Annotated in this window: 20 protein-coding genes and 1 tRNA gene; 12 read left to right on the forward strand and 9 right to left on the reverse strand. The window is 32.0% G+C overall.

Translation table 11 applies throughout. The features are described from left to right. Nucleotides 1-80: 80 nt before the first annotated feature. Both GBO31_RS03165 and tilS read right to left on the reverse strand, forming a co-directional pair. On the reverse strand, nucleotides 81-2,066 hold the full coding sequence (locus GBO31_RS03165) for a protein-disulfide reductase DsbD family protein (protein ID WP_219006867.1): 1,986 nt from the start codon (nucleotides 2,064-2,066) through the stop codon (nucleotides 81-83). Then, nucleotides 2,066-3,379: a tRNA lysidine(34) synthetase TilS gene (tilS, locus tag GBO31_RS03170; RefSeq protein WP_219006868.1), complete on the reverse strand. Its 1,314-nt coding sequence runs from the start codon at nucleotides 3,377-3,379 to the stop codon at nucleotides 2,066-2,068. The genes GBO31_RS03165 and tilS overlap by 1 nt, the downstream gene beginning before the upstream one ends. 217 nt (nucleotides 3,380-3,596) lie before the next feature. Between tilS and GBO31_RS03175 the strand changes: the two genes are divergently transcribed. Next, nucleotides 3,597-4,301, forward strand: a complete 705-nt coding sequence (locus GBO31_RS03175) for a hypothetical protein (protein WP_219006869.1) — start codon at nucleotides 3,597-3,599, stop codon at nucleotides 4,299-4,301. Between the two features lie 18 nt (nucleotides 4,302-4,319). On the opposite strand, the gene pabB is transcribed toward GBO31_RS03175, so the two are convergent. The 7 genes from pabB to GBO31_RS03210 all read right to left on the reverse strand — a co-directional run bounded on the left by pabB (nucleotide 4,320) and on the right by GBO31_RS03210 (nucleotide 13,732). Further along, entirely contained in the window at nucleotides 4,320-5,627 is a 1,308-nt protein-coding gene (gene pabB, locus GBO31_RS03180) for an aminodeoxychorismate synthase component I (RefSeq protein ID WP_219006870.1), read from the reverse strand. Further along, complete coding sequence (locus GBO31_RS03185) at nucleotides 5,627-6,169, reverse strand: NADPH-dependent FMN reductase (RefSeq protein WP_219006871.1); 543 nt, start codon at nucleotides 6,167-6,169, stop codon at nucleotides 5,627-5,629. Before GBO31_RS03185 ends, pabB begins: the two co-directional genes overlap by 1 nt. 216 nt (nucleotides 6,170-6,385) lie before the next feature. Beyond that, nucleotides 6,386-7,099: a hypothetical protein gene (locus tag GBO31_RS03190; protein ID WP_219006872.1), complete on the reverse strand. Its 714-nt coding sequence runs from the start codon at nucleotides 7,097-7,099 to the stop codon at nucleotides 6,386-6,388. 205 nt (nucleotides 7,100-7,304) lie between these two features. Continuing rightward, nucleotides 7,305-11,276 (reverse strand): DUF6923 family protein, encoded by a 3,972-nt coding sequence (locus tag GBO31_RS03195; protein WP_219006873.1) that lies wholly within the window; start codon nucleotides 11,274-11,276, stop codon nucleotides 7,305-7,307. A 160-nt stretch (nucleotides 11,277-11,436) separates the two neighbouring features. Next, nucleotides 11,437-12,255, reverse strand: a complete 819-nt coding sequence (locus tag GBO31_RS03200) for a dolichyl-phosphate beta-glucosyltransferase (protein WP_219006874.1) — start codon at nucleotides 12,253-12,255, stop codon at nucleotides 11,437-11,439. Nucleotides 12,256-12,970: 715 nt separating this feature from the next. Then, a tRNA-Pro gene (locus tag GBO31_RS03205) sits at nucleotides 12,971-13,045 on the reverse strand. A 69-nt stretch (nucleotides 13,046-13,114) separates the two neighbouring features. Next, nucleotides 13,115-13,732: a hypothetical protein gene (locus GBO31_RS03210; RefSeq protein ID WP_219006875.1), complete on the reverse strand. Its 618-nt coding sequence runs from the start codon at nucleotides 13,730-13,732 to the stop codon at nucleotides 13,115-13,117. 108 nt (nucleotides 13,733-13,840) lie between these two features. Between GBO31_RS03210 and GBO31_RS03215 the strand changes: the two genes are divergently transcribed. The 11 genes from GBO31_RS03215 (at nucleotide 13,841) to scpA (ending at nucleotide 25,659) form a co-directional block, all read left to right on the forward strand. Next, nucleotides 13,841-16,120: a TonB-dependent receptor domain-containing protein gene (locus GBO31_RS03215; RefSeq protein ID WP_219006876.1), complete on the forward strand. Its 2,280-nt coding sequence runs from the start codon at nucleotides 13,841-13,843 to the stop codon at nucleotides 16,118-16,120. Nucleotides 16,121-16,165: 45 nt separating this feature from the next. Then, complete coding sequence (locus GBO31_RS03220) at nucleotides 16,166-17,284, forward strand: PQQ-dependent sugar dehydrogenase (RefSeq protein ID WP_219006877.1); 1,119 nt, start codon at nucleotides 16,166-16,168, stop codon at nucleotides 17,282-17,284. Nucleotides 17,285-17,313: 29 nt separating this feature from the next. Continuing rightward, complete coding sequence (locus tag GBO31_RS03225; RefSeq protein ID WP_219006878.1) at nucleotides 17,314-17,772, forward strand: c-type cytochrome; 459 nt, start codon at nucleotides 17,314-17,316, stop codon at nucleotides 17,770-17,772. A gap of 205 nt (nucleotides 17,773-17,977) precedes the next feature. Then, nucleotides 17,978-18,730 carry a hypothetical protein gene (locus GBO31_RS03230; RefSeq protein WP_219006879.1) on the forward strand — a complete coding sequence of 251 codons (753 nt, stop codon included), beginning with the start codon at nucleotides 17,978-17,980 and terminating at the stop codon, nucleotides 18,728-18,730. Between the two features lie 44 nt (nucleotides 18,731-18,774). After that, complete coding sequence (locus GBO31_RS03235; protein ID WP_219006880.1) at nucleotides 18,775-19,860, forward strand: anhydro-N-acetylmuramic acid kinase; 1,086 nt, start codon at nucleotides 18,775-18,777, stop codon at nucleotides 19,858-19,860. Nucleotides 19,861-19,951: 91 nt separating this feature from the next. Further along, nucleotides 19,952-20,560 (forward strand): uridine kinase, encoded by a 609-nt coding sequence (gene udk, locus GBO31_RS03240; protein ID WP_219006881.1) that lies wholly within the window; start codon nucleotides 19,952-19,954, stop codon nucleotides 20,558-20,560. 39 nt (nucleotides 20,561-20,599) lie between these two features. Further along, nucleotides 20,600-20,959 carry an FtsB family cell division protein gene (locus GBO31_RS03245; protein ID WP_429725677.1) on the forward strand — a complete coding sequence of 120 codons (360 nt, stop codon included), beginning with the start codon at nucleotides 20,600-20,602 and terminating at the stop codon, nucleotides 20,957-20,959. Further along, nucleotides 20,952-22,319: a methylmalonyl-CoA mutase subunit beta gene (locus tag GBO31_RS03250; protein WP_219006882.1), complete on the forward strand. Its 1,368-nt coding sequence runs from the start codon at nucleotides 20,952-20,954 to the stop codon at nucleotides 22,317-22,319. Before GBO31_RS03245 ends, GBO31_RS03250 begins: the two co-directional genes overlap by 8 nt. A gap of 93 nt (nucleotides 22,320-22,412) precedes the next feature. Further along, nucleotides 22,413-23,036 carry a hypothetical protein gene (locus tag GBO31_RS03255; RefSeq protein ID WP_219006883.1) on the forward strand — a complete coding sequence of 208 codons (624 nt, stop codon included), beginning with the start codon at nucleotides 22,413-22,415 and terminating at the stop codon, nucleotides 23,034-23,036. 105 nt (nucleotides 23,037-23,141) lie between these two features. Further along, nucleotides 23,142-23,522, forward strand: a complete 381-nt coding sequence (locus GBO31_RS03260) for a hypothetical protein (protein WP_219006884.1) — start codon at nucleotides 23,142-23,144, stop codon at nucleotides 23,520-23,522. Between the two features lies 1 nt (nucleotide 23,523). Continuing rightward, nucleotides 23,524-25,659, forward strand: coding sequence for a methylmalonyl-CoA mutase (gene scpA / locus GBO31_RS03265; RefSeq protein ID WP_219006885.1), 2,136 nt, complete (start codon nucleotides 23,524-23,526; stop codon nucleotides 25,657-25,659). Nucleotides 25,660-25,712: the final 53 nt, after the last annotated feature.

Here is a 25,712-nt window from a genome sequence, read left to right on the forward strand (position 1 = left end):
CTTTGTTCTACAATAAAGTCGATAACTAACAGTATCCTTACAATCTTCCTATAATAATTATTTATAACACTATAAGAAATCTATTTTTTTGCAAAATTAGCAATGCCATCTTTTAACCATTTTAAGTATTCATTTTCATCGGGAGTGTATCCAATTGGCTTTGCTAGATTTTCTTCACTTTTGTTGACTAAAACATAATAAGGTTGGGCATTCGCCTTATATCTTGTAATTTGGAAATCACTCCATTTATTTCCTACAGTCTTAATTTTTTTGCCTGTAGTTTCAGAAACATATTGTTCTGATTTTGGAAGTTCTTTCTTATAGTCCACGTATAAGGAAATCAATACGACATCGTTCTTTAACGTTTTTAAAACTGATGGTTTTGACCAAACATACTCTTCCATTTTTCTACAATTTACACAAGCATATCCTGTAAAATCAATTAGTACAGGTTTGTTCACTTTTTTAGCATACGCTAAACCTTTTTCGTAATCAGTAAATGAAATAATATCATGCTCTCCATACTTTGCTCCTTCCGGCAATTCAGAAGTGGATACTCCTGCATTGGTAGTACCTCCAAAACCTCTTGGAGATTCACTATATGTTTGCGGTGGCGGAAACCCACTAACTATTTTCAGTGGAGCTCCCCATAATCCAGGAATTAAATATATAGTAAATGCCAATGTTAAAAGTGCAATTGATAGTCGGCCAACGGAAATATGTTCTGTAGGCGAATCATGAGGAAGTTTAATTTTTCCTAATAGATATAATGCTAATGTACCAAAAACCGCAATCCAAATGGCTAAAAAGACTTCTCTTTGTAATAGTTCTAATTGTAATACCAAATCTACATTTGATAAAAACTTAAAGGCAAAAGCTATTTCTAAGAAACCAAGAAAAACCTTTACTGTATTTAGCCAACCACCACTTTTAGGAAGTGAATTTAACCAGCCTGGAAACATAGCAAAAAGAGCAAAAGGCAGCGCAATTGCTAATGAAAATCCTAGCATTCCAATGATTGGAGCCATTCCACCTTGTGATGCTGCTTGCACTAATAAAGTTCCTACAATTGGACCTGTACAACTAAATGAAACTATAGCTAAGGCTAAAGCCATAAAAAATATACCTAAAAATCCTCCTTTATCAGCTTGTCGATCTACTTTATTAGCCCATGAATTTGGTAACATTATCTCGAAAGCTCCTAAAAAGGATAAACCAAAAACAATCAATAATACAAAGAAGATCAGATTAAACCAGACATTTGTAGATAATGCATTTAAAGCATCTGCTCCAAAAATTGCAGTAACTACCGATCCCAATCCTACATAGATTACGATAATAAAAATTCCGTAAAAAACAGCATTTCTAATTCCAGTAGCTCTAGTTTTACTTTGTTTTGTAAAAAAACTTACTGTCATAGGAATCATTGGAAATACACATGGTGTTAGAAGTGCTGCAAAACCTGACAAAAAGGCTAAAATAAATGTTGCCCATAATCCTTTTTGTTCTTCTGTTCCTTCTATAGTATTAGTACTTGCTACTATACTAGATACTTCAGAACTATTTTCAGTATTTCTTGTTTCCGTTTTTGTATCTGTAGTTTGTCCTGATAAACTCAAATTAAACTCTACCACATCAGGTGCTAAACATCTTTCATCATCACATATACCAAAAAACACCTCAGCTTTGACTGTTTCTAATGAAGGATCCAAGCGTTTTATTTTTTGAGTAAACAATACTTTTTCTTCAAAGTATTTGATCTCCATCTCAAACACTTTATCATATTTCTGTATACCTTCTGGTTCTGTAGTTTCTCCTATTAATTCATATTTCTTTTCTTCATTATAAAATGTAAACTCTGTAGCAGTTGGAGCTATATCATCAGTTTCCACCTCTTTTTGTGAGTAGATATGCCATCCTTTATCTAAAGTAGCTTCAAACTGTAATACATAAACATTTTCAGATTCTTCTTCTACACTACTTTTCCACTTGATAGGTTCAAAAATCTGAGAAAATAGTGTTGTTGAAAATAATAGTGTCGTAAATAGTAATAGAATATTCCTCATTAGGTAATCGTTACTTTTAGTAATTGTTTCGTTTTAGGGCTTATCTTAAATCTGTTATCTGCTCTATAGTTGATAATCCATATAATATCTTCTCCAGAACATAATAACCAGACTCTTTCTTTGGCTAGTAAAGATAATTTTTCGTCTTTAAAATACTTACTCAACTTCTTTTTACCTTTCATACCCAAAGGGTAAAAATAGTCGCCTTCTTTCCATTTTCTTACAATCAAAGGGTACTTTAACGTTTCTTTATCTACATAAATCGTTTTAAAATCAGTGTTCGAAAGATCGGAAACTTCTTTTAAATGTATCATTCCTGAAGGAATCATTATCATATTTTCTTCTTCTGGTATGTGATAGATACGATCAGGAACATCTTCTACAATAGGACAAAGCAATAGGTACTCTCGATTTTTAACCAATCGATGTGTAGACGAAAAAATCTGCTTCCCTGATTGCGCATTTAACATTTTAACAATATCGTCCCAGGCGGTAAAACCATATTCTTTTAGTAGGAAGTATAAATATTTTTTAGGATCATTATACTTTTGAAGCTTATGTATGGCAATTTTTATCGTATCCAATTCTCCATATTCAAACACTTCTTTTCGAATAAGATAAACTTGACTTCTGATAAAAGCTTGTGCATGTTTTAAATAATCCAAAGTATTCTCGAAATTGTTCAAAAAATTTGGATTTATAGAAGTTAACTCTGGAATAACCTGATGTCGTAATTTATTTCGTAGGTATTTTGTATCACTATTACTACTATCTTCTCTCCAATCGATATTATTTTTAATAGCAAATTCATGAATTTGATTTCGAGAAAATGGTAGTAATGGTCTCATGTAAATACCATTGATTTCTGGAATACCTGTAAGTCCGTCAATTCCTGTTCCTCTGGAAAGATTTATCAAAAAAGTCTCAAGATTATCATCTTTATGATGAGCTGTTAATACGTAATCATATTTTTGGTTTATCAATATTTCTTCAAACCATTTGTATCTCAAACCTCTCGCCGCCATCTGGATGGAAAGCTTATTTTCTTTTGCATATGAGTTTGTCTCAAAATTGGTTACAAAGAAAGGGACGTCCAATTCTTCTGCTACTTTAGAGACAAAAATCTCATCCTTATCACTTTCGGTGCCTCTTAATTTAAAATTGCAATGTGCAATCCCTATTTCATAATTATTTAAATAGCATAAATGGGTTAGTACCATACTATCTAGTCCTCCACTACTGGCAATAAGCAATTTCTTTTTTTGTAGAAAAGGTAATCGATTTTTGATATGATCTTTGAATTTTTGCTTCAAGAATTTATTGGGTTATTGTTGACCTTAGATAGTGTATTTTAAAAGAAATGTTTTAGAGATTTCAAAAAAACTCATCTTTTAACTCATATCAAATATACGATTTTGAAAATGTTAAGCAACCATTCAAAAACACTTCTTTAACTACTGAAATTCAGAGTTTTAACATATTTTACCATTACTTTTTACTATTTTTAAGGAACTCTTAAATACACAAATCATGAATAGGATAGATGAAATACCCGAATATTATGAAGATGCTCAATCGAAGGAGTTTGGTAAAAAAATATTATCTGTGGTACCTCATCTTCATCCATATGTAAAACATCGCATATATATTGCAGAAAGTACTGGCATCCTGCCCAGAAATATGTATTGTTCTAATGGACTCATCGATGATGCTATTGTAAAGCTTTACAATGATGATCATCTGGACATTGCCATGGATAAGCTTTCTTTAGAGTTAAAATTATTCAGAATTGCCGATCATCTAATTGATGAGTTATATAGTAAAGAAGGTTGGCATCAACGCTGTATTAGTACCAACTCTTTTTTAAAAGAAGAATTAAGCAAATTAGAAGAGCATTATACTTCTGAAGGTGATAGTGGACTGATCATGAATGAGGATTTAAACGATATTTCATATCATCAAAATCCTGAAAACAAGCAACTATTTATTTATGATGATGCAGATTCTGCCATTTTAAAACTAATTGAATCTGAGGAATCATCTGATAACAAAAAACAAAAATTGTTAGGTAAATTTTATAGTTGGTTACCTTTAGAAACTTCTAAGATTATTGATTTGTTTGTTTTTGGGAAACTTAATTTTGAAGAAATCGCAAAAATTAAGGATATTAGTGCTAACGAAGTGAAAGAAATCATTATTGATGTAAGAAAGAGTTTTAGAAAAAATCTTATTTAATTATCCAGAAACCACTTACTACACACCTTCTAATACTTCACGCATTGCTTTCGCTTTTAGTAAGCATTCTTCATATTCTTTATCTGGATCAGATTTTGCTGTAATTGCACCACCCACAGTATAAGAAATATACTGATTCTCTTCATTATACAGAATACTTCGTATGACTACATTAAAATCAAAATCATTTTCTGGTGTAAAGTACCCAACCGCACCACTATAGAGTCCTCTTTTGGATTCTTCTAACTCTTCAATAATTTTCATCGCAGAGATCTTTGGCGCACCTGTCATGCTTCCCATTGGAAATGTTGTTCTAATCACATCCACTGGAGAAGTATTAACTTCAACATTAGAAACTACAGTAGATATCATTTGATGTACCTGCGGAAATGTATAAATTTTACACAACTCTTCGACTTTTACCGAACCTTTTAGTGCAGTTCTGGAAAGGTCATTCCTAACTAGATCGACAATCATAACATTCTCTGAACGCTCTTTTGGGTCATTCTCTAATGTCTTAATCAATCGCCTGTCTTTTTCGATATCTTTTGCTCTTTTTGCAGTACCCTTGATGGGTTGCGAAATGATTCTATTTCCTTCTTTTTTCAGATACCTTTCTGGAGAGGCAGAAAGCAAATATTGCTGATTTCTTCTAAAAAATGTTGCAAAGGGCGGTTCAGAAATTTGATTCAAATGATGATATGTTTCTAAGGGAGCAATACAACTATTTTCTGCAAAAAATTCCTGACAAAAGTTTGCTTCATAAATATCTCCTCGATGTATATGCTGAAGCATCTGTTCTATCTTTTGGCGATATACATCCTTAGTAATTCTTAAACTAATTTTGATCTTTCCGCATGGATTATCCTCATCAGAAACTTTAATTGTAGTAGAAAATGTGTCTATTAGTTTTTGATCCTCTTCTATTTCATCATCTACCATCCTCAAATACTCAATCCTTAAAACATTACCTTTTAAGAAAAATATTTTTTTAGGTTGAAAAAAATATAAGTCAGGAAAGTCCAACCTGTCAAAATTCTTGGATACTAAATTCTCAGTATCATTTTTCAGATCATAAGATAAATAACCAAAGATCCAATCCTTAGTTTGCTCTTGATATTCTTTTAATTTATCAAAACAAGAATAATAATCGGTTTGTATTGAAGTAAAGGCATCTACTGCTAAAATAGCATCATAACTAGCATATTTCTGCTTATAATCATTGGAATCTAACCAGATAATTTCATCAAACTGCTGAGCCCATTGTAATAGTTTAACCTTAAACTGAGATGGATTATCTAAAATATATGTTTTGGTAGTTCGCACTAATTATTAATCTGATGCGCAAAAGTACTCAGAACTTCTTTCAATCCCAACAAAAGTGTTTCATCCTTAACAGTATTATCTTCTGCAGAAAAATTAGCATGGAATGAAGGAAAACTAAAACTTTCTACAATCTCACCACCAAATCTGGGAAATACATTTTTCGCATATTCTAAAGCGGTTAAACCACCTCGTTGTCCTGGTGATGTACTCATTAATAATATCTTTTTTCCTGCTAAAAAATTACGATCTATTCTAGATAGCCAATCGACAGTATTTTTAAAAAAAGCACTTAAGCTACCATTATGTTCATTGACGGATATAATCAATGCGTCTGCTTCAGAAATCTCTTGTTTTAGACCAAGCGCCATTCCAGGAAATCCATTCTCTTTTTCTTCATCTTCGCTATACATAGGTACAGGATAATTAACCAATTTTAATATTTTAATTTTGTGTTCCGTAATTTCGGAAGATACATACTCTATAAGCTTTTGATTAATAGAAGTACTGCTGTTAGAACCAGCAAATGCGAGAATATTTTTCATCTGTTATATTTTACTATTTCTTTAATTATCAGATGGAATCACTATATAATTACATTGGTAGATATCAATCTAATCGATATAGCTTATTTCATTGATGATTTATGTTTTGGTTCAAAAATAGTCAAAAACAATAGGGTTACAAAACCTAGAAAACACAAGTCTTTTTACTACTTCTACATAATAAAACTGAAGGCTATTTCTAATAAAGATGATCATTTAAAATTTAATTTCTTCAAATAATAAATTTAAAATTTCTTCATCACCTTCGAACTGTTTTTTAAAATTATAAGATACTCTCTTGTAAGGATTATAGCCTAATTCAACTAACTTTCTATTACGAAATTCATTTACAAATCTATAGATCATAAATTGACGCTTTCCTTGAGTATCTTTAAGGTATTCTTGTATTTGAGAAGACAGTGGTTTTCTCCATTGCATGGCGGTTAATAGATCTGCTCTTTTTAACTCATCTAATCCTGGTGAGTTTTTAAGTTGTTTGATATATTTTTCAGAATACCAATCTTTTTCAAATAAACCTATCCATGCGGGCAATTTATTACCTTGAAAATCTTTTTCTAAAGATTCGATTGAATCTCCTTTCAAAACTGTGGTTATTTTCAAAACATTAGCATTGGATTGTGCGATATGTAGGATCGCATATTGTGGTTTCCTAAGTTTATTATATACGACAAAATGATCTTTATCAAGTTTTTTCCGAATCCATAAGGTAGAAACATTTTTAGCATCATCTGAATTGAACGGTGATCTATAAACTATTTTATCTTCTAAGAGTTCACAACTTATCATTTCTCCTTCTGTAGTATATGAATACCATATGCTACTATCATTAGTATTGTTTCCTTCTTGCGCGTTTATGAATAGGGAGAAACAAATCAAAACTGCAACCATTAAAAATTTAATTTTACTCATCATTTCTATTTTTGAATGTATTCATGATATATCTCAATTGTTAGTTAACATAGGAACGCTATAGTAAACATTTTATATTACTTTTTCGTCCTTGCGTAGTAATGGAACTATTTTTATACATCAAAAAAGATTACCCATTCTAAGTTTATGGCAACTTAAAACAGGTAATCTTCGCGGTAAAAAAATACGATGAATATAATTTTTATCAGTAAATCATAAAACTGCCGACATATCTAGTTGATTGGTCTCCGATAATAATATATCTATATACTCCTGGACTTAAATTCTTAGGTCTAAAAGTTATCGTGTTGCCTGCATTTACCTGAACTTCTTGTTCTTCTTGCACTACTTTTCCAAGTACATCTATAACTGATATTTTAACTTTACCTGTTAATGTCTCAGGAAGTTTAATCGATGTTGTTGTGCGGAATGGATTTGGATAGTTCATAACGCTATTAGCTACTTCAACTTCTTCCTGAATCTCATGTTCTTCAACACCTAATACTTCTGCATTCGTAAAGGCTACATTTGTAATATTTATCTCAAACGACTCGAAGTTTTGATAATTTCCTTGTACGGAGAACACTACACTTCTTAAATCTGTTACCTCTACACTATTTCCTTGTCCATTTACAAAATCAGAGAAAGCAATAGTATGTGTACCGTTTGCATCGCCTGCATTGATTGTATATCTCAATCTATCATTCCAATCAATAAGATCCTTAGTTACTAAAACTACTTCAATATTGTTATCGACATTCATCTCAAATTGTAATGCATTATAAGATGTTACATTTAGTGTGCGATCTCCACCTAGAATATTTCTGAAGATATTCATGGTCTCTTTCACTTCTCCTGTAACTGAAATACCTCTTTCTACAGCGTAGTTTTCAGTATCTTCTGTACTATCAGCTTGAGCAATGTTAAATTGGCTAACACTAGCTCCATTTGGATCATAGTCTAATCCCCAAGGACCATCTGCTAAGTATAAAGCATCTGATTTATCATTTACAGTAATTTCAAATCCAATATCAAACAAATGTCCGGTATCTATGGTTACTCTTTCATTATAAGCTCCTGATAAGGATACTGAAGTTATCATTAATTCTTCTTCAGACAATTCTGTTGCTCTTCTATTTCCTCTGAAATCAAACGTGGTAACCTGATTTTTGTTGATAATATCTAATACTATTTTTCCATCTTTATAAGATCCTTGTTGAACAAATACCTCAGGAATATCTGCAGAAATGAATGTTTTTCCTAAGCCCTTCTCTTCTCTTAGTCTATCTATAATAGTATTTGCAATATTCACTACTTGTGGGATTGAACCTCCCCAGATTTGGAAGTTTAAATAATCTCCTGAAGGGTATTGATCTATATTCCAAAGGCTATATAACTCATTCTGAAATTCATCCAAACGAACTGAAAAATGTAATGCTTGTTCTAATTCACCAGTAGCTCTTCGTATTTTAGTATTCACTAATTCAAAGTCTCGAACACTTATCGTTCTGATATCTTCTAAAATTGAACCATTAAGTCGATCACAAATTATTTTAGAATGGTCATAGATAGAACCTTTTGTAGCTGTTGCTAAACCTACTCCTACTCTACTTTCATCAATATAGTAATCAATAGAAAATACTGAAGATGCATTTGTAATCCCAATTAAATCATCTGGAGTAGACACATAAGAACTTTCAACACCTGTTGCTCCTGTTTCAGGAAAATAAACACTTAAGTCTACATCACTTTTAGCTATCTTATAAGAACGTCCTTTCTTAAACTTTTTCTGTAATTCCTTTTTATTGTAAACTCTGTTCGTTTTTGATCTTGTAAAATTTCTTTTGGCTATTAAACTGGCTAGATCTCCATTACTTTCAAGACCTCCATCATTCCCTGAAGAAACTTCTCCTTCTTCTTCTAAGTCAGGAATATTATTTGTTCTGATTGATGAATATTGACCTACTGTAATACAGAATAACAAATCATTAAAGTCATTATCTGATGCTGGATAGTCTCTTCTTACGTCTTCAAAGCCTAGGATTACAACCTCTTTTTCGTCATCTTTTAATAGTACATTTTGTGGTCTTAATGACTCGTCACATGAAGGATTAAACTCTGATTGAGAATACAATTGCCATAATCCTTCATTTACTACATCTGTATTCCAAGCATCTGCTAATATCACCCATCCAATACCTGTATTGGCTGAAAAAGTTCCTAAATCCACAGTATTTCCACTAGCTAATCCACCACCACTTCCGGTTGCAGAAGTATTAGGTACGATCACCGTAATATCTTCTGGATCAGGCGCTTCTGTTAAAGGGCTATTAATATCATACGTATAATATCCTAAAACGTTATTATAGCCTGTATTTTCGCTTATGAAAGTTATAGCTACATTGGTTGATTGCTCTACAATGATATCAGTGTCATACCCTCCATAAATATAATTTGGATTTCTCTCAGCTACTGAATTCCCCTCTGGTAAGGCATTATCTATTTTGGTTAAAATATCAGCATCTACATTAATATCTGCTACTAAATAGTCTGGAACTCCAAACACATCGTAAGTACCTTGGTATTGATATCTTTCTACGATACTAGCGATTGGGAAACTACTAGAATTTTGGCCTCCGTTTGAAGAATCAAAAACTGTATCTGTAATATCGAAATTATCATCTAATCCATCCTGATCCGTATCACTATTCGCAGGTAGTGTATTAGCTATTCCATCATTGTTTGTATCATAAGCGTCAACCGTATCTAATATTCCATCATTGTTAGAATCTGTATCTAGGAAATCAGGAGTATCCGTATTATCTGTATTCTGGTATCCTTGAGGAGTTCCTCCCTGATCAGGATCAAACGCATCATCAATACCGTCTCTATCCTGATCCAAACCTGATAAACTTATAAAGTTTTGACTATCCTGACCTTCTATAAGATCAATAATCCCATCTTGATCAGAGTCTATATCAAATGGATCATAAATTAAGTCTCCATCTGCATCATCTGGATAAAAAATAACGCCAGTTTGATCTACATCTACGATATCTGCAATTCCATCTAAATCAGAATCTTGAAAACCTGTATCTTCATTATTAAATAATCCATCACCATTTGTATCATAACTTCCTAAACCTGCTTCAACAATATCATAGATCCCGTCATTGTCACTATCCAAATCCAATACATTTGGAATACCATCTCTGTCTATATCAAATGCTACCGAAACACCACCGTTACAAGTACTACCAAAATCTTCATCTAAGTAATTAAAAATACCATCTCCGTCATCATCTCCATAAGGATCAATTCCTCCACCTTCTACTAAATCAGGGATACCATCACCATCAGTATCCTTATCAAATGGATCTAGTACTTCGTCACCATCCGCATCAATTGGAGAAACTCCAGCAGCACATTTAAATCCATCATTTTGATTGGTTACATCTGTATTATTAAGTAAAGTTGCATATGGTGCTGCTCCTTCATAGTCATTCACCAAATGTAAACCTCCTTTATTACTAGACACGTATAATCTATTGCTTGTATCTGTATAACAAGCTCCAAATGTATCATTAGGTAAATCAGTTACATCTTTAGAACTAAAAACAGGTGTTGAAGTAGATAAGTCCCATTTATATACATCACCTCTACTACCTCCATATAGGTTTCCATTGATAAAAACGATATCTGCACATGTATTAGGTGATGCCTGATTTGCTACTACAATCTCGAAAGTTGGTGCAGAAGATCCATCATAACTTTGAAGATTTACGATTTTATGGAAAGATTGTCTTCCTTGATTATTCTGAAAAACCCACAAATTACCTTGGTCATCGACATCTGCTGCATAACCACCTCCAAAATCAACTCCTCCATTAGGTGCTACTGCTCCAAGATCAACAACTTGATCTGTTCCAATTCTTAATAGATGCCTATCGCTACTTCGTATAGCATATAAGAAATCATCTACAGTATTATATCCTCCAGCGTTATAGCTTGGAGTAGTATGTAAAGGATCCGAATAGGTTCCTGTAACAGGATCATATGATCTCAGAGATCCTGAGATTACTTGGTAAAATTTTGCTTCATTACAGTCAAAAGGTTGCTGACCATAAGCGAAGTTCATCGCAACAAATGATAATATAAATAGTAATATTTTTTTCATGGAAAATAGGGGATTATATCATCGATTTCTTAGTATATCGTACATACTATGTACCAACTTCATCGATGGATAAAATATTTATTAGTTTATAAGAATATATTGTTATTGGTTTACTAAAGGTTTATTCCAAACCCATCAGTAATTTTTGGAAATAAAGTAGTTATTTAGCCATAGACATTTGAGGTTGAGGGATAAATGTTGGTTCTGTAACAGCCTCCATTGGCTTTTTGGTTGTCTTAAGGCTGAAGTAATTCATCCATATCAACATTAAGTTCATTGGGATTAAAATAGAATCTTTTAAGGTTATCTTAGATCCTTCAACTTCTACCCAATTATCAAGAGGTTCTTCACTAATCGAATTTAAAAGGTTTTTAACACCGACTTGTTTTTTTAACCTTAGAAAGATCTCGATATCAAATAACCATCTGCTAATAAATTTTTTGTTGTAGATATTCCCAATGATTTCCTTCTTAAAAACTTTAGCACCACATTGGGTATCTTTAATAGGTAATTGTAGAATAAACTGTATGAAAAAACCCACAAAATTAGATAATAAATTTCTAACAAAACTTCTTTCAATTCCGTCTGATTTTTCGGCCTTTCTAGAGCCGAAAACCATTGTTAAATTATTATGTTTATTCAATTTTTGGGTTAAATTGTCTAATTCTTCTAATGAAGTAGATAAATCTGCATCTAAAAATGCTACATTATCGATAAATGATAAAGAATTTAAAAAGTTCGCTCCTGTTTGAACTGCCGTAGCTTTTCCCTGATTTTCTTCTAAATCAATTACGTAAATTTTCTCTTCGTTTGTTTCTTTAAGTTGATGTAGCATCTCTGAAGTCTTGTCTGTGCTACCATCGTTCACAAAGCATAAATAATAGTTGTTGTTTTTGTTTAAAAAGTTGCTAAATTTTTCTGTTTCCAGCCTGTTGTACTCATTGTAAGCTGGGATAATAATTCCAGTTCTTTTAATCATCGTATTTTAGTTTTGATATACTCTATAAATCTTTGTTTAAATAAGATTCATAAAGCTAAGAGAACAGTTGTTGTTTATATTGATATAAAGTTCTCTGTGGTTCATAATTTCTTCTGGGGCTTTCCTGAAGATTAAATCACTTTTTTGCTAGTATTGAGCTCTGATTACCAGCACATTGTAAAAGTACTTCAAACTTAAGTTAGTAGAATACGGTAAAACCGCAATTGTTTTACGCTATGTTAAAAAAATGTGCATTTCATCGGATTTTTATGCATTTAACGGTTTTTTTAACACGCTTTAACACGAAAAAAAAGTTTTCACATCACAACGATATTGAAATATACTAGTAATAAAATTTATAATTTTTAAAAATTAAGGGGAAAAAGCCCCATTAAAACACAATTTAATTGAGGGAAAAATCCACTTTTTTACTTTTTTCTACTCACAAAAGGAAAAAATCATACTATTTCTGAAAATTATTACCTAATAATGACCTTCTAATTCATACGTTTTTGAATAAATAAAAACCTGCATAACACATTAAGGGTTTTTATACCAGAACATTAAAGCTTCAGATACGAAAAAAGGAATATAAAAAAATGACTATACAGTATTTATTTATTGAAGATGATATCTTTTTAAAGATAGATTACCAAATACATTTACTTATATCGTAGCATAAAAAAATCCAACTACATGCTGTAGTTGGATTTTGTCGGGGTGGCAGGATTCGAACCTGCGACCTCCGCGTCCCAAACGCGGCGCGATAACCGGGCTACGCTACACCCCGATAAGGTTACCCTTTTGCGGGTGCAAATATAAATAAACTCTTTTATTAAAACCTACTATTTTTTTAGTTTTATTTCAATAATCGCTTTAACTGTAGTGATAGTAGATACCCAAGCTTATTATAGCATTCTCTTATTCGTTCGATATCTCCAAATTCTCCATAAGCATAATTCCCTATAACCTTTGGAGCTTGAGTCGCGTATATTTCAGTGTTCTGATCTGACGTTTTTACAAATCGCAATGTCGTTTCGAGTTTCCCTTCTTCTCGTCCTACACTCGCAGACCCTCCATATCCTGTATATATCCAATCGGCTTCAACAATTAATGTATAGTCTGTTTCTTCCTCAGTGGCTACAAACTTCAAATCACTATATTTTTCAACTCTTTCATTTAATCCTGTAAGAAAGGCATCTCTCCAAGTTTCTTTTTTGGCTATTTGATATGTTTGGTACCACTTATCGCCATTACCATTATCTTTTCGATCATATTTCTTTTTCATATTCTCTATAAACTCTTTTTCAGGATGTAAACTATATATAATAAGGTCTTCAGGAAATGTAAGTTTTACGGCCACCTTAGTTTCTTCTTTTAAAAAAGCAAGTTTCTTTTTATCTATTTTAATTCGCTGTCCAAATGAAGTTGTTGTTGATATTACTATTAGTAATAGGAATAATACTTTTCTGTGCATTTAATAATCTGTTTTTTGATTTACGTTTTTTGATTCTCGTGCAATTATAAGTTATTTTTAAGAACCCCTACATAATTTGTTTCCGATATTTGATCAAAACTTTGTCTTTTGAAAAACATACTTGTACCGCTTCTTATTCTATTTACTGGTTTCCTTCAAGCTCAATTTAACATTTCAGGTATAATTAGAGATGAAACATCACTAACTCCAATTAGTAATACTACAATTTTGGATCTAAAAACAGGAGAAACTTTTAGATCTGATGACCAAGGTAAATTCGATATAACTTGTCATAGAATTATCGAATTCTCACATGCTGGTTATAAGAATAAACAAATTACAATTACCAAAAATGAAATAATTACAGTACTGCTTTCTTCTGAAATCAATCAATTACAAGAGGTACTTATTAATAGTCTCTCCATCCCTACAGAGCAAAGAGCTGCAACAGATGCTGTAGCTATTATAACTAAACAAAACATTAATCGAGCTAATACAATTGAACTACATCCTGTACTTAACAAAGTGCCTGGAGTATTCATGCAACATGCAACCTTAAATACAAATAGAATTACAATTAGAGGAATTGGTGCCAGAAATCTATTTGGTACTGCTAATATTAGAACCTATTTTGGTGATATTCCATTAACTGACGGTAATGGAGAATCATCTATCGAAGATTTAGAGTTAGGAGCTATTTCTAGAATCGATATTCATAAAGGTCCGTCATCCAGTAGTTATGGAGTGGGATTGGGAGGTACCATTTTATTGCGTCCCGATTTTTCTTTAAATTCTCCTTTAGAATCCTCTATTTCTTCTTCAGTAGGAAGTTATGGATTAATAAGGAATGTGGCCAAAGTTAAATTTGGCGGAAAAACTACTAATACTAATATTATATATAGTAACAATAATTCCGATGGATATCGTGATAACAATACTTATAACCGGAATACGCTAACAGTTACATCAACATTACAAGCAGGAAAAAATAATAGCTTTTCTCTAATTGCAAGTTATATTGATTTAAAAGCAGGTATCCCAAGCTCATTGAATCAAGAAGATTTTAACAATACCCCAAGACAAGCAGCCTTTACATGGGGAAGATCAGAAGCTTTTGAAGATGTTGCTTATGGAATTTTTGGAGCAACATGGACACATGATTACAATAACTCTATTTCTCATCACACGAGTATTTTCACTTCGTTTAGGAACAATTTTGAACCAAGACCTTTTAATATATTAAAGGAAAGATCAAATACATTTGGGCTTCGAACACGAATTATAGGTAATTCTGACATTGCTAACAAACAATGGAACTGGAACATTGGTGGTGAGTTATTTTTGGATTATTACAATAGTAAAACATTTGATAACCTATACGAAGACTTTCCAGTTGGTACAGGTAGTGTATTCGGAGAGCAACTTTCAGACCTAGATGAAAGAAGAAATTATTACAATCTATTTATAGAATCTAATCTTCAACTAACGAATCGACTAAAAATCAATCTTGGTGTTCATTTAAATCAAACCTTTTTCGATATAGATGACAATTTTTTACAAAATGGAGATAGTTCGGGAAAATTTGATTTCGATCCCATTATATCACCAAAATTGGGAGCCAACTATACTTTAAATAATAGCTTCATTCTTTTTGGAAATATTGCTCATGGATTTTCTACACCTACAAGTGCTGAAACCCTATTACCAGATGGTGACTTTAATCCCGATATAAAACCAGAAGTAGGTTGGAATTATGAAATAGGAACTCGTTACCAATTGCTAAATAACAAATTATATGGATCATTTTCAATCTATTCGTTGCGTGTTAAAGACTTATTAGTTTCCAGAAGAACAGAAGAAGATAATTTCTTTGCTATTAATGCTGGTAGAACAGAACATAACGGAATAGAAGGAATACTGAATTATCAATTACTTACATCAGAAAACAAACAGCTGCTTCTAATACTAAATGGAACACTAAATGACTACAAATTCGATGATTTTGTAGATCTCGATAATGATTTTTCAGGAAATGATCTAACCGGAGTACCATCACATATAATTAATGTAGGGCTAGATTACGTAACTCAAAAAGGACTGTACGGAAACCTTAATTTCCAACAAGTAGGCACCATGCCAGCAAATGATGATAATACCGTCTATAGCGATAGCTACGAATTACTTCATGGCAAAATTGGATATAGAAATGAGATTGGTGCTCATATAGTTTACGATATCTTTTTAGGAGCTAATAATATATTTGATACTAATTACATTGCTCAATTACAAATCAATGCCCGTGGATTTGGAGGTACTGCTCCGAGATATTTTTATCCAGGATTACCATTTAATATGTATGGTGGCATTAACATAAAATATAGATTATAGCAAAAAATTATTTGTACTTTTCTAATGTAAACGCAACTCATTCTAATGAAACATTTTCTTTTATTTAAAACAGTAATATTATCGGCTCTTCTCTCCTGCGCTCAGGAAAAGAAAAACGATATTCCAATTGATTCTGATCCTAAAAATTATACTACCGAAGTTGTGGTTCCTGACTTACAAATTCCTTGGGGTATGGTTTGGTTACCAGATGGTAGCATGCTAATTACAGAAAAAAAAGGTGAGCTAATTCATTATAAAGATGGGGTAAAAACAAATGTTGAAAATGTACCCGCAGTATATAATCGAAACCAAGGAGGATTATTGGATATAGAATTACATCCTAAATACAGTGAAAACGGATGGTTGTACATCACATATTCCTCAAAAGAAGGATCGGAAAAAGGTGGTCATACAGCACTAATTAGGGCTCAACTGAAAAATAACCAATTGACCTCTATAGAACCTTTATATAAAGGATCTCCCAATACCACACGAGGACATCATTTTGGTTCCAGAATAGAGTTCGATAATGATGGTTATGTTTACTTTAGTATTGGAGATAGAGGAAATCGAGATGGGAATCCTCAGGATATCACTAAAGATGGTGGAAAAATCTACAGACTACAAGATGACGGAAGTATTCCGAAAGACAATCCTTTTATAAATGACACTTCATCAAAAAAAGCAATATTTTCTTATGGACATAGAAATCCTCAGGGAATGGCAATTCATCCTTCTACAGGAAAAATATGGGTACACGAACATGGACCTCGCGGAGGTGATGAAATCAATATCATTAAAAAAGGTATTAATTACGGATGGCCAGTCATTACCTACGGGATTAACTATAGTGGTTCTTCTATTACAGATATGACACATAAAGAAGGTATGGAACAACCCATATATTATTGGGTTCCATCCATTGCACCAAGCGGTATGGATTTTGTAACAAGTGATAAATATCCAGATTGGAAAAATGATCTATTAGTTGGATCCCTTAAATTTCAGTACTTAGAACTTGTTGAATTAGATAATAATAAAGTAATCGGAAGAAAAAAAATAGTAGATGGTATCGGCCGTGTTCGAAATGTACGCCAAGGTCCTGATGGTTATATATATGTGGCTGTAGAAAACAAAGGAATCATAAAAATTATACCTAATTAATCTAATTTTATAAGATATATATTAGTAAAATGAAAAAACGAATCAAACAAATCATAATTCTAGAAATAATCGCATTGGTATGTTGCATCTCAATTTTTGCAAAACAACATAGAAATACTGGAAACTATGATTTAATTATAGCTGATCAAGAAACAGATCTTTCAAAGAGTATTACTAGAGGTGAAGAAATTTATACCGACTTCTGCATGCAATGCCATCTTCCTGATGGAAAAGGTACTCCAAAAGTATTTCCACCTCTTGCGGGATCTGATTGGTTAATAAACAAAAGGACAGAGAGCATCCATTCTATAAAATATGGTTTAAATGGACCTATTAAAGTAAATGGTGAGTCCTATAATAGTGCCATGACATCCTTAGGATTAGAAGATGAAGAAATTGCTGATGTAATGAACTATATCATGAATAGCTGGGGAAACAAACAGAATAAAATGGTTACCGTACAGGAAGTTGCAGCTATCAAAAAATAATCCGAAATTATTTATTCGGATCCTTTTCTTCTATTTCAATATAAAAAGATAACAAACTTAATTAAGTTAACGTTACTATCTTTGTAATATATAAAAGCATTAAATTAAGCTTTTATACATTGAAATGATGAATCACTAAATAAGATTGATAACAAATATTACTTTAGATATTCATCTCTGAAAGAAAATGATTAAAAAAGATTAGATGAGACCTTCTTTATTTTTTATAATACTTTTTATAAGCATGACCGCTTATAATCAGGATTTAGAAGATCTTTCTCCAAATCGATATCGGTTTAAATACAAATCACAAGTATTTAAAGGAACTCGTTTACAAATCACAGAACAACTTCGAACTATTAAAAATGGCCCCAAATTCTCAGGAATACCTGAAGAAATACAAACAGGGCTTAACGAACTTTTTAAAGAAGCTAAAAGTCAAGCATTTCCAAGAGTGTATAAAAAAAAGGCTATCATATTTCTTGATGCCTTATATGACTATGAAGAGTTCGTTATCATGTATAACGGAGCTCTGTATGATGTAGCCGAAAAACTTAAAAGAGATATGAAACGAATTGACTTTAAACTAGAAAGGCAATTCATCAAAGCTAAAACCTCAGTAGATAAAGTCAAAAAAGCAGACGCTGATAATACGGAAGAAATAGAATATCTAAGTGGTGAACGTCAAAAAAGTCTCATCAGATTAGCCTGCCACAGATGGATGAAAGAAAAATTTGATGCTTATAAAGGAATTAATGTGGTAGAGAATCCCGATGATCTCATCACAGAATTTAAGAAAACAGAAGCTGGATATATATTTTCTATTTTTAGAAAAAAAAGTGTAGATGAAATCAAAAGATATTTAGAAAGTGAAATAATTGATTTCTATTATCAAAAGGCTATTTTAGAAATCAACACAGAAGAATTAAATCTTCAATATGTAAATAAATACAACTAAGTAAAATAAAATATTACCATAAATATTCTATTTTGCATTCTTAAATGTCTTCGATTCCTAAAAAATATAAAGTAATTGGGTTAATGTCTGGAACCTCATTAGATGGTCTTGATATAGCATATTGCCATTTCAAACTAGATAAAAATGGATGGACTTTTTCTATTGAAAAAACTTTGGATATCTCTTATACTAAAGAACTAAAACAAAAACTTAAAAACTCAATAAATTTAAATCCCGTAGAACTTTTAGCTTTTCATAATGAATATGGTACTTGGTTAGSGAAACAGATTAAAACATTTATGAACGACTACCCCATCAAGGTAGATTTTATTTCCAGTCATGGACATACTGTCTTTCATCAACCAGAAATGGGATTAACATATCAAATAGGGTCAGGGCAACATATTGCGAATCAGTGTAAGAAAAGGGTAATCTGTGATTTTAGAACTAATGATGTAGCACTTGGTGGTCAAGGTGCGCCTTTAGTGCCCGTTGGAGATAGATTATTATTTAAACAGTATGATTTCTGTCTTAATTTAGGAGGCATTGCCAATATATCTTATGATATCAATCAAGAAAGAATTGCTTATGATATTGCTCCTGCAAACATGTTATTAAATCATATCTGTGCATCTATACAACTTGAATATGATGATGGAGGTAGGTTAGCAAAAAGTGGATCTTTAAATCATGAATTATTAAACACGCTTAATCAATTAGATTATTATAAATCTGCATACCCGAAGTCACTTGGATTTGAATGGTTTCAGGAAAAAATTCTTCCCATATTAAAAAATACCGAAGATAGTGTTGAAAATCTATTGCATACTGCTACACATCATATCGCAGAGCAAATTTCCAATTCTATAGAACAAACTCGCAAACAAAAAACTTCACTTCTTGTTACTGGTGGTGGTGCCAAAAACAATTTCTTATTAGAAATTCTAGAGAATAAAATTGGTACATTTTGCAAAGTAATCATTCCTTCTAAAGACATTATAGACTATAAAGAAGCACTAATATTTGCTTTTATGGGTGTGCTACGAGAACGAAATGAGATGAATTGCTTGAAGTCTGTTACCGGAGCCACCAAGGATTCTTCTTCTGGCGTGATATACAATCCCTCTTAAAATCAAGTCTGAATTAATTCAAAAAAACTCTGTAGGTTAAACTTATAATAACTCAATAACTATTTCTAAATTTGTCAAAAAAATATTGGGAATGTTAATTATTGGTATTGCAGGAGGAACTGGCTGCGGAAAAACAACCGTTGTAAAACAAATAGTAAATGAACTCCCTGAAAACGAAGTTTGTGTGATTTCTCAGGATTCCTATTATAAGGACACTAGTCACCTTAGATATGAAGAACGTACTAAAATCAACTTTGATCACCCTCAATCTATTGACTTTGAATTATTAGGAGAACACCTTACAGCTTTAAGAAAAGGAGAAACTATTGAACAACCTGTCTATTCTTTTGTAGAACATAATAGAACTAAAGACACTGTTCTTACAAAACCTAGTAAAGTAATTATTGTTGAAGGTATCTTGATTCTTACCAACCCTAAAATCCGCGAGATGTTTGATATTAAAATATATGTTCAGACAGATAGTGATGAGCGTTTGATAAGACGTTTGAAAAGAGATATCGCAGAAAGAGGTCGTGATATGAATGAAGTTTTAGATAGATATCAAAACACACTAAAACCAATGCATCAGCAGTTTATCGATCCTACCAAAGAATTTGCGGATCTTATCATTCCAAATAATAATTATAATAATGTTGCCATAGATATTGTACGCACAATTGTAAAAGAACGCTTGAATTAACTTTTGTACCTTTATAACTAATAAATTATTTAATCTAAATTGAAGCTAAAGCAATATTTCGAAAAGCTTAGGAATACACCTGCCTTGATACCGGTATTTGCCATATTTTTCAATAAATATGTGCTAATTATTCTGGTATTTGTAATCTGGATATTGTTTTTAGACGCAAATTCTTGGTTAACACATCGAGAATTGGACCAAGAAATTAAAGAATTAAAAGGAAATAAGAAGTATTATAAAAAGGAAATCATTAAAGATCAAAAGGATATTAAAATTCTTAAAGACAGTACGGAGCTTGAAAAATTTGCAAGAGAAGAGTATTTTATGAAAAAAGATAACGAAGAAATCTATATCATTGAATACGAAGATAGTATCCCTAAAAAAAAGAAAGATGACTAAAACTTTATTCGAAAAGTTTGATGAAGTTTCCGCAAAAGAATGGAAACAAAAAATCCAATTTGACTTAAAAGGAGCTGATTATAACGAGGCTTTGATCTATAAATCATATGAAGGTATTGATATCAAACCTTTTTATAATGAAGAGGATATTGATTCAATAGAAATTAATAATCTACACCCTTCCTCTTGGAAAAACTCTCAAAAAATCGATGTCAATAATGCCATCTCCGGAAACCAAAATGCATTAAAGGCTATACAAAAAGGAGCAGAGAGTATTCATTTCGCTATTCAATCTGAAAATGTTAATTTACGTGAGCTACTCACGGATATTCCCTCAGAAACATTCTTGTATATAGAAACGACTTTTTTATCTGTTTCCTATATTGAAGAGCTAAATACAATTGCAACTAGCTTAAAACTTTCAGCTTATATACTTACAGACATTATAGGGAATTTAGCAAAAACTGGAAATTGGTACAACAATCTAAATGAAGACTTTCTTTCCTTAGAAAAATCAATTTCGAAAAGCTCCTCACTAAAAAGTGTGATTAGCGTTGATCTCAGTATACTTCAAAATGCTGGCGCTTCTATGATTCAACAATTAGCATACGGTTTAGCACATGCGAATGAGTATTTAAATTATTTTAAAGACAAAAATGATAATCCATTTATAAATACCCCTATTCTCTTTAAGGTTTCCGTAGGAGGAAATTACTTTTTTGAAATAGCCAAATTAAAGGCTTTAAGGATTTTATGGGATTCTTTATCGGGTGAATATAATATGTTAAAAAAATGTTATATATTCGCGCATCCTTCACACAGAAATAAAACAATTTTAGATTATAATGTCAATATGCTTCGCACTACTACTGAGTGCATGAGTGCTATCTTAGGAGGAGCTGATACGGTTTCTAATTTACGGTATGATGACATTTATAACCTAGAAAATGATTTTGGAACGAGAATTGCGATAAATCAGTTGTTGATTTTGAAGAATGAAAGTTATTTTGATATTGTTAGTAATCCGGCTTCCGGTTCTTATTATATCGAAAGTTTAACAAATCAACTAGCTGAAAAAGCTCTGAATTTGTTCAAGAATATTGAAACTGGTGGTGGTTATTTGCAACAGTTAAAAAATGGAACAATTCAGAAGAAAATAAAAGAAAGTGCAGATAAGGAACAGGAACTTTTTGACAAAGAGGAAATAACACTAACGGGTGCGAACATGTATAAAAACCCAGAAGAAATATTACCTACATTTCAAAAAGAAGTGTTCCCAGAAAAAAACATAAGAAAAACTTTAATAAACCCAGTTATAAGCAGAAGATTGTGTGAAAAAATTGAGAAAAACATGATATAACGCTAATAATTAATAATTTATTGTTAACTTACGTTAATTTTAACACTAAACTGACAAACAATTAACAAAACTAAATCTTAATCGATGCCCCAAATGATTAGATCTAGAATCGCTATAATAGCATTTTTATTATTCGCTATAGTCGGTCGTTCGCAAAGCAATATCAATTGTTTAAGTGTGGATGCCAGTGGTCTCTACTCCAAAGCCTTTAATTCTTTTGAAAAAGATTTATTCCAACATTATCAATTTGGAAATGATTCTATCAAAACATATAGGACGTTTCTTGCAGAAGTAGCGAGTTTATCACTAGACTTAAGAAAATTACCTTCTAATAATTCTATTCAATTAGCCCGAGTTTTTAAGAAAAAATCGAGTGATCCAAATTCTATTTGGGTAAAGTTAAGTGAATACGAAAATCATGAAGCAACCAAAAAGGCATCTCCTTATACCCACCCTTCTAAAAAAGGAGAAGAAGAAATTCTCATATTTAATTATAGAGGTGGTTTAATTCAATGTCTCAAAAACAGTAGTGATAGTGATGACTTTCAAAATATCATCAGAACTTTAGAAGAAGATGCTAACGTAAGTACTTCATTAATTGCACAAAGGATCTATTATATTCCAGATGATAAGTTCAATGCGGACGAAATAAAGAAGTTCATTGCCTTTGATATCTATTACTCTATACTAATGGTAATCGAAAAAGCATTTGGTTAATTTTCTTTGACAGATTCGTTTGTAATCCTATAATAAATTTCACTTTTTTCAAAAAAGATCGTTAATAAAACCGTAATTTTACATTTTTATTAATGGCTCCCTTTAATGAAATCAAGGCGGTATTTTCTAATACATATATTGTTAATTTTTGCTTCTTGTAATACAATAATACAAGCAGTACGAAATTGGATAGAAAATTCGAATCCTAATAAATTAAAAGGTTTTAAAGGAATTTATTACTCAGTAAAAAAAAGACTTATAAAAGTATTTCATCTCGAAAGCTTAAAAAAACAAACAGCAATACCTATTGAAAATCAAACCGCTAGAATGTTTCGATCAATTTATCAAATTGATAATTGTAAAGAAAACTTTCAAATTTTTAGTACTTTTTATACAACAATAGCCAATAAGCAGACACTTATTATCGATCTTACTACTCCGTTTGAAGTAAATTTTGATGAATATATTGAAAAAATGAAATTTTAATATGGAAAGAAAGAATATTCAACATATTACTATAGATAAAAAAAATACTATTACTAATTCAACAACTGATGACGTTAGATTCACAACTGCTGAAGGAGTTGAGATAAAGCCAATATATGCTAAAGATGACATTGAAAATCTTGAACATCTTAATTTTGTAGCAGGTATTCCTCCATATCTACGAGGTCCTTATTCTACTATGTATGTAAGAAGACCTTGGACGATTAGGCAATACGCTGGATTTTCTACTGCAGAAGAAAGTAATGCATTTTATCGTAGAAATTTAGCTGCTGGACAAAAGGGATTATCCGTGGCATTTGATTTGGCGACTCATAGAGGATACGACAGTGATCACGAAAGAGTTTTTGGTGATGTTGGAATGGCAGGTGTTGCCATCGATACCGTGGAAGACATGAAGGTTCTTTTTGATCAAATTCCGTTAGATAAAATGTCGGTCTCTATGACCATGAACGGAGCTGTACTTCCTATTATGGCATTCTATATTGTTGCTGCAGAGGAACAAGGAGTAGAACAAAAATTATTATCAGGAACTATTCAAAATGATATCCTGAAGGAGTTTATGGTTAGAAACACATATATCTACCCTCCCACTCCATCCATGAGAATTATCAGTGATATTTTTAAGTATTGTTCCAAAAACATGCCTAAATTTAATCCTATTAGTATTTCAGGATACCATATGCAAGAAGCTGGAGCTACTTGTGATATTGAATTAGCATATACTTTAGCAGATGGATTAGAATATATTAGAAAARGAATTGAAGCAGGATTAGATGTGGATTCTTTTGCTCCTAGACTATCTTTCTTTTGGGCAATAGGAATGAATCATTTTATGGAAATTGCCAAAATGAGAGCAGCTAGAATGCTTTGGGCCAAACTAATCGAACAATTCAATCCTAAAAACCCAAAATCATTAATGCTTCGTACTCATTGTCAAACTAGTGGATGGAGCCTTACTGCTCAAGATCCTTTTAACAATGTTGCTAGAACCTGTATAGAAGCTAGTGCTGCGGCCTTTGGAGGAACACAAAGTCTACATACAAATGCTTTAGACGAAGCTATCGCATTGCCAACAGACTTTTCTGCCAGAATTGCAAGAAACACCCAAATATTTCTACAGGAAGAAACTCAAATTAACAGAACTGTAGATCCATGGGCAGGAAGTTATTATGTGGAATCTTTAACCAATGACATTGCTGAAAAAGCATGGAAACTTATAGAAGAAGTAGAAGAATTAGGTGGTATGACTAAAGCTATTGAAGCTGGAATTCCGAAAATGCGCATTGAAGAAGCTGCAGCTCGTAAACAAGCAAAGATTGATAGTCAACAAGATGTCATTGTAGGAGTAAATAAATATCAACTGGAAGAAGAAGAACATATTGCTACTTTAAAAGTGGATAACAATGCTGTGAGAAATCAGCAAATAGAAGGACTTAAAAAAGTCAAAAGTGTTAGAGATGAAAAAGCTGTACAGGAAGCCTTAATTAAATTGACTGAAGCAGCTAAAGATCATAATCAAAATTTATTAGCTTTAGCCGTAAATGCTGCTCGATTAAGAGCTACCTTAGGAGAAATCAGTGACGCTTTAGAAAAAGAATTTGGAAGATACAAAGCAGAAATAAAATCGTTTACAGGAGTGTATGCAAAGGAAATAAAAGATGATGAATCTTTCAACAAAGCAAGAAAATTAGCAGATCAGTTTTCTGAGTTAGAAGGACGAAGACCAAGAATTATGATTGCCAAAATGGGACAAGATGGTCATGATCGTGGAGCTAAAGTTGTAGCTACGAGTTACGCAGACGTTGGTTTTGATGTGGATATCGGTCCTTTATTTCAAACCCCAATTGAAGCAGCTAAACAAGCAGTGGAAAATGATGTTCATATCGTCGGAGTATCTTCTCTTGCAGGTGGTCATAAAACACTGGTTCCGCAAATTATATCTGAATTGAAGAACCTTGGTCGCGAAGATATCATGGTAATTGTAGGAGGCGTTATTCCTCCAGACGACTATGACTTCCTGTTTCAAGAAGGTGCTGTGGCTATTTTTGGACCCGGAACCAAAATTAGTGATGCCGCAATTACTATACTAGATATACTTATTTCAACCTTTGAATAACGCTAAAAATACTATGCAAGCATAATATTTTAAATATAAATCGTAACTTTCAG

Origin of the sequence: Aquimarina litoralis (assembly GCF_019295435.1) — a bacterium.
Lineage (GTDB): Bacteria > Bacteroidota > Bacteroidia > Flavobacteriales > Flavobacteriaceae > Aquimarina > Aquimarina litoralis_A.

Bases quoted from the DNA above. Each gene is read 5' to 3' on its own strand.
- udk (WP_219006881.1), top strand. From the start codon at position 19,952: ATGTTAATTATTGGTATTGCAGGAGGAACTGGCTGCGGAAAAACAACC.
- GBO31_RS03210 (WP_219006875.1), bottom strand. From the start codon at position 13,732: ATGCACAGAAAAGTATTATTCCTATTACTAATAGTAATATCAACAACA.
- GBO31_RS03165 (WP_219006867.1), bottom strand. From the start codon at position 2,066: ATGAGGAATATTCTATTACTATTTACGACACTATTATTTTCAACAACA.
- GBO31_RS03225 (WP_219006878.1), top strand. From the start codon at position 17,314: ATGAAAAAACGAATCAAACAAATCATAATTCTAGAAATAATCGCATTG.
- GBO31_RS03200 (WP_219006874.1), bottom strand. From the start codon at position 12,255: ATGATTAAAAGAACTGGAATTATTATCCCAGCTTACAATGAGTACAAC.
- GBO31_RS03190 (WP_219006872.1), bottom strand. From the start codon at position 7,099: ATGAGTAAAATTAAATTTTTAATGGTTGCAGTTTTGATTTGTTTCTCC.
- GBO31_RS03220 (WP_219006877.1), top strand. From the start codon at position 16,166: ATGAAACATTTTCTTTTATTTAAAACAGTAATATTATCGGCTCTTCTC.
- GBO31_RS03250 (WP_219006882.1), top strand. From the start codon at position 20,952: ATGACTAAAACTTTATTCGAAAAGTTTGATGAAGTTTCCGCAAAAGAA.
- GBO31_RS03195 (WP_219006873.1), bottom strand. From the start codon at position 11,276: ATGAAAAAAATATTACTATTTATATTATCATTTGTTGCGATGAACTTC.
- GBO31_RS03175 (WP_219006869.1), top strand. From the start codon at position 3,597: ATGAATAGGATAGATGAAATACCCGAATATTATGAAGATGCTCAATCG.
- GBO31_RS03260 (WP_219006884.1), top strand. From the start codon at position 23,142: ATGAAATCAAGGCGGTATTTTCTAATACATATATTGTTAATTTTTGCT.
- GBO31_RS03255 (WP_219006883.1), top strand. From the start codon at position 22,413: ATGATTAGATCTAGAATCGCTATAATAGCATTTTTATTATTCGCTATA.
- GBO31_RS03230 (WP_219006879.1), top strand. From the start codon at position 17,978: ATGAGACCTTCTTTATTTTTTATAATACTTTTTATAAGCATGACCGCT.
- GBO31_RS03185 (WP_219006871.1), bottom strand. From the start codon at position 6,169: ATGAAAAATATTCTCGCATTTGCTGGTTCTAACAGCAGTACTTCTATT.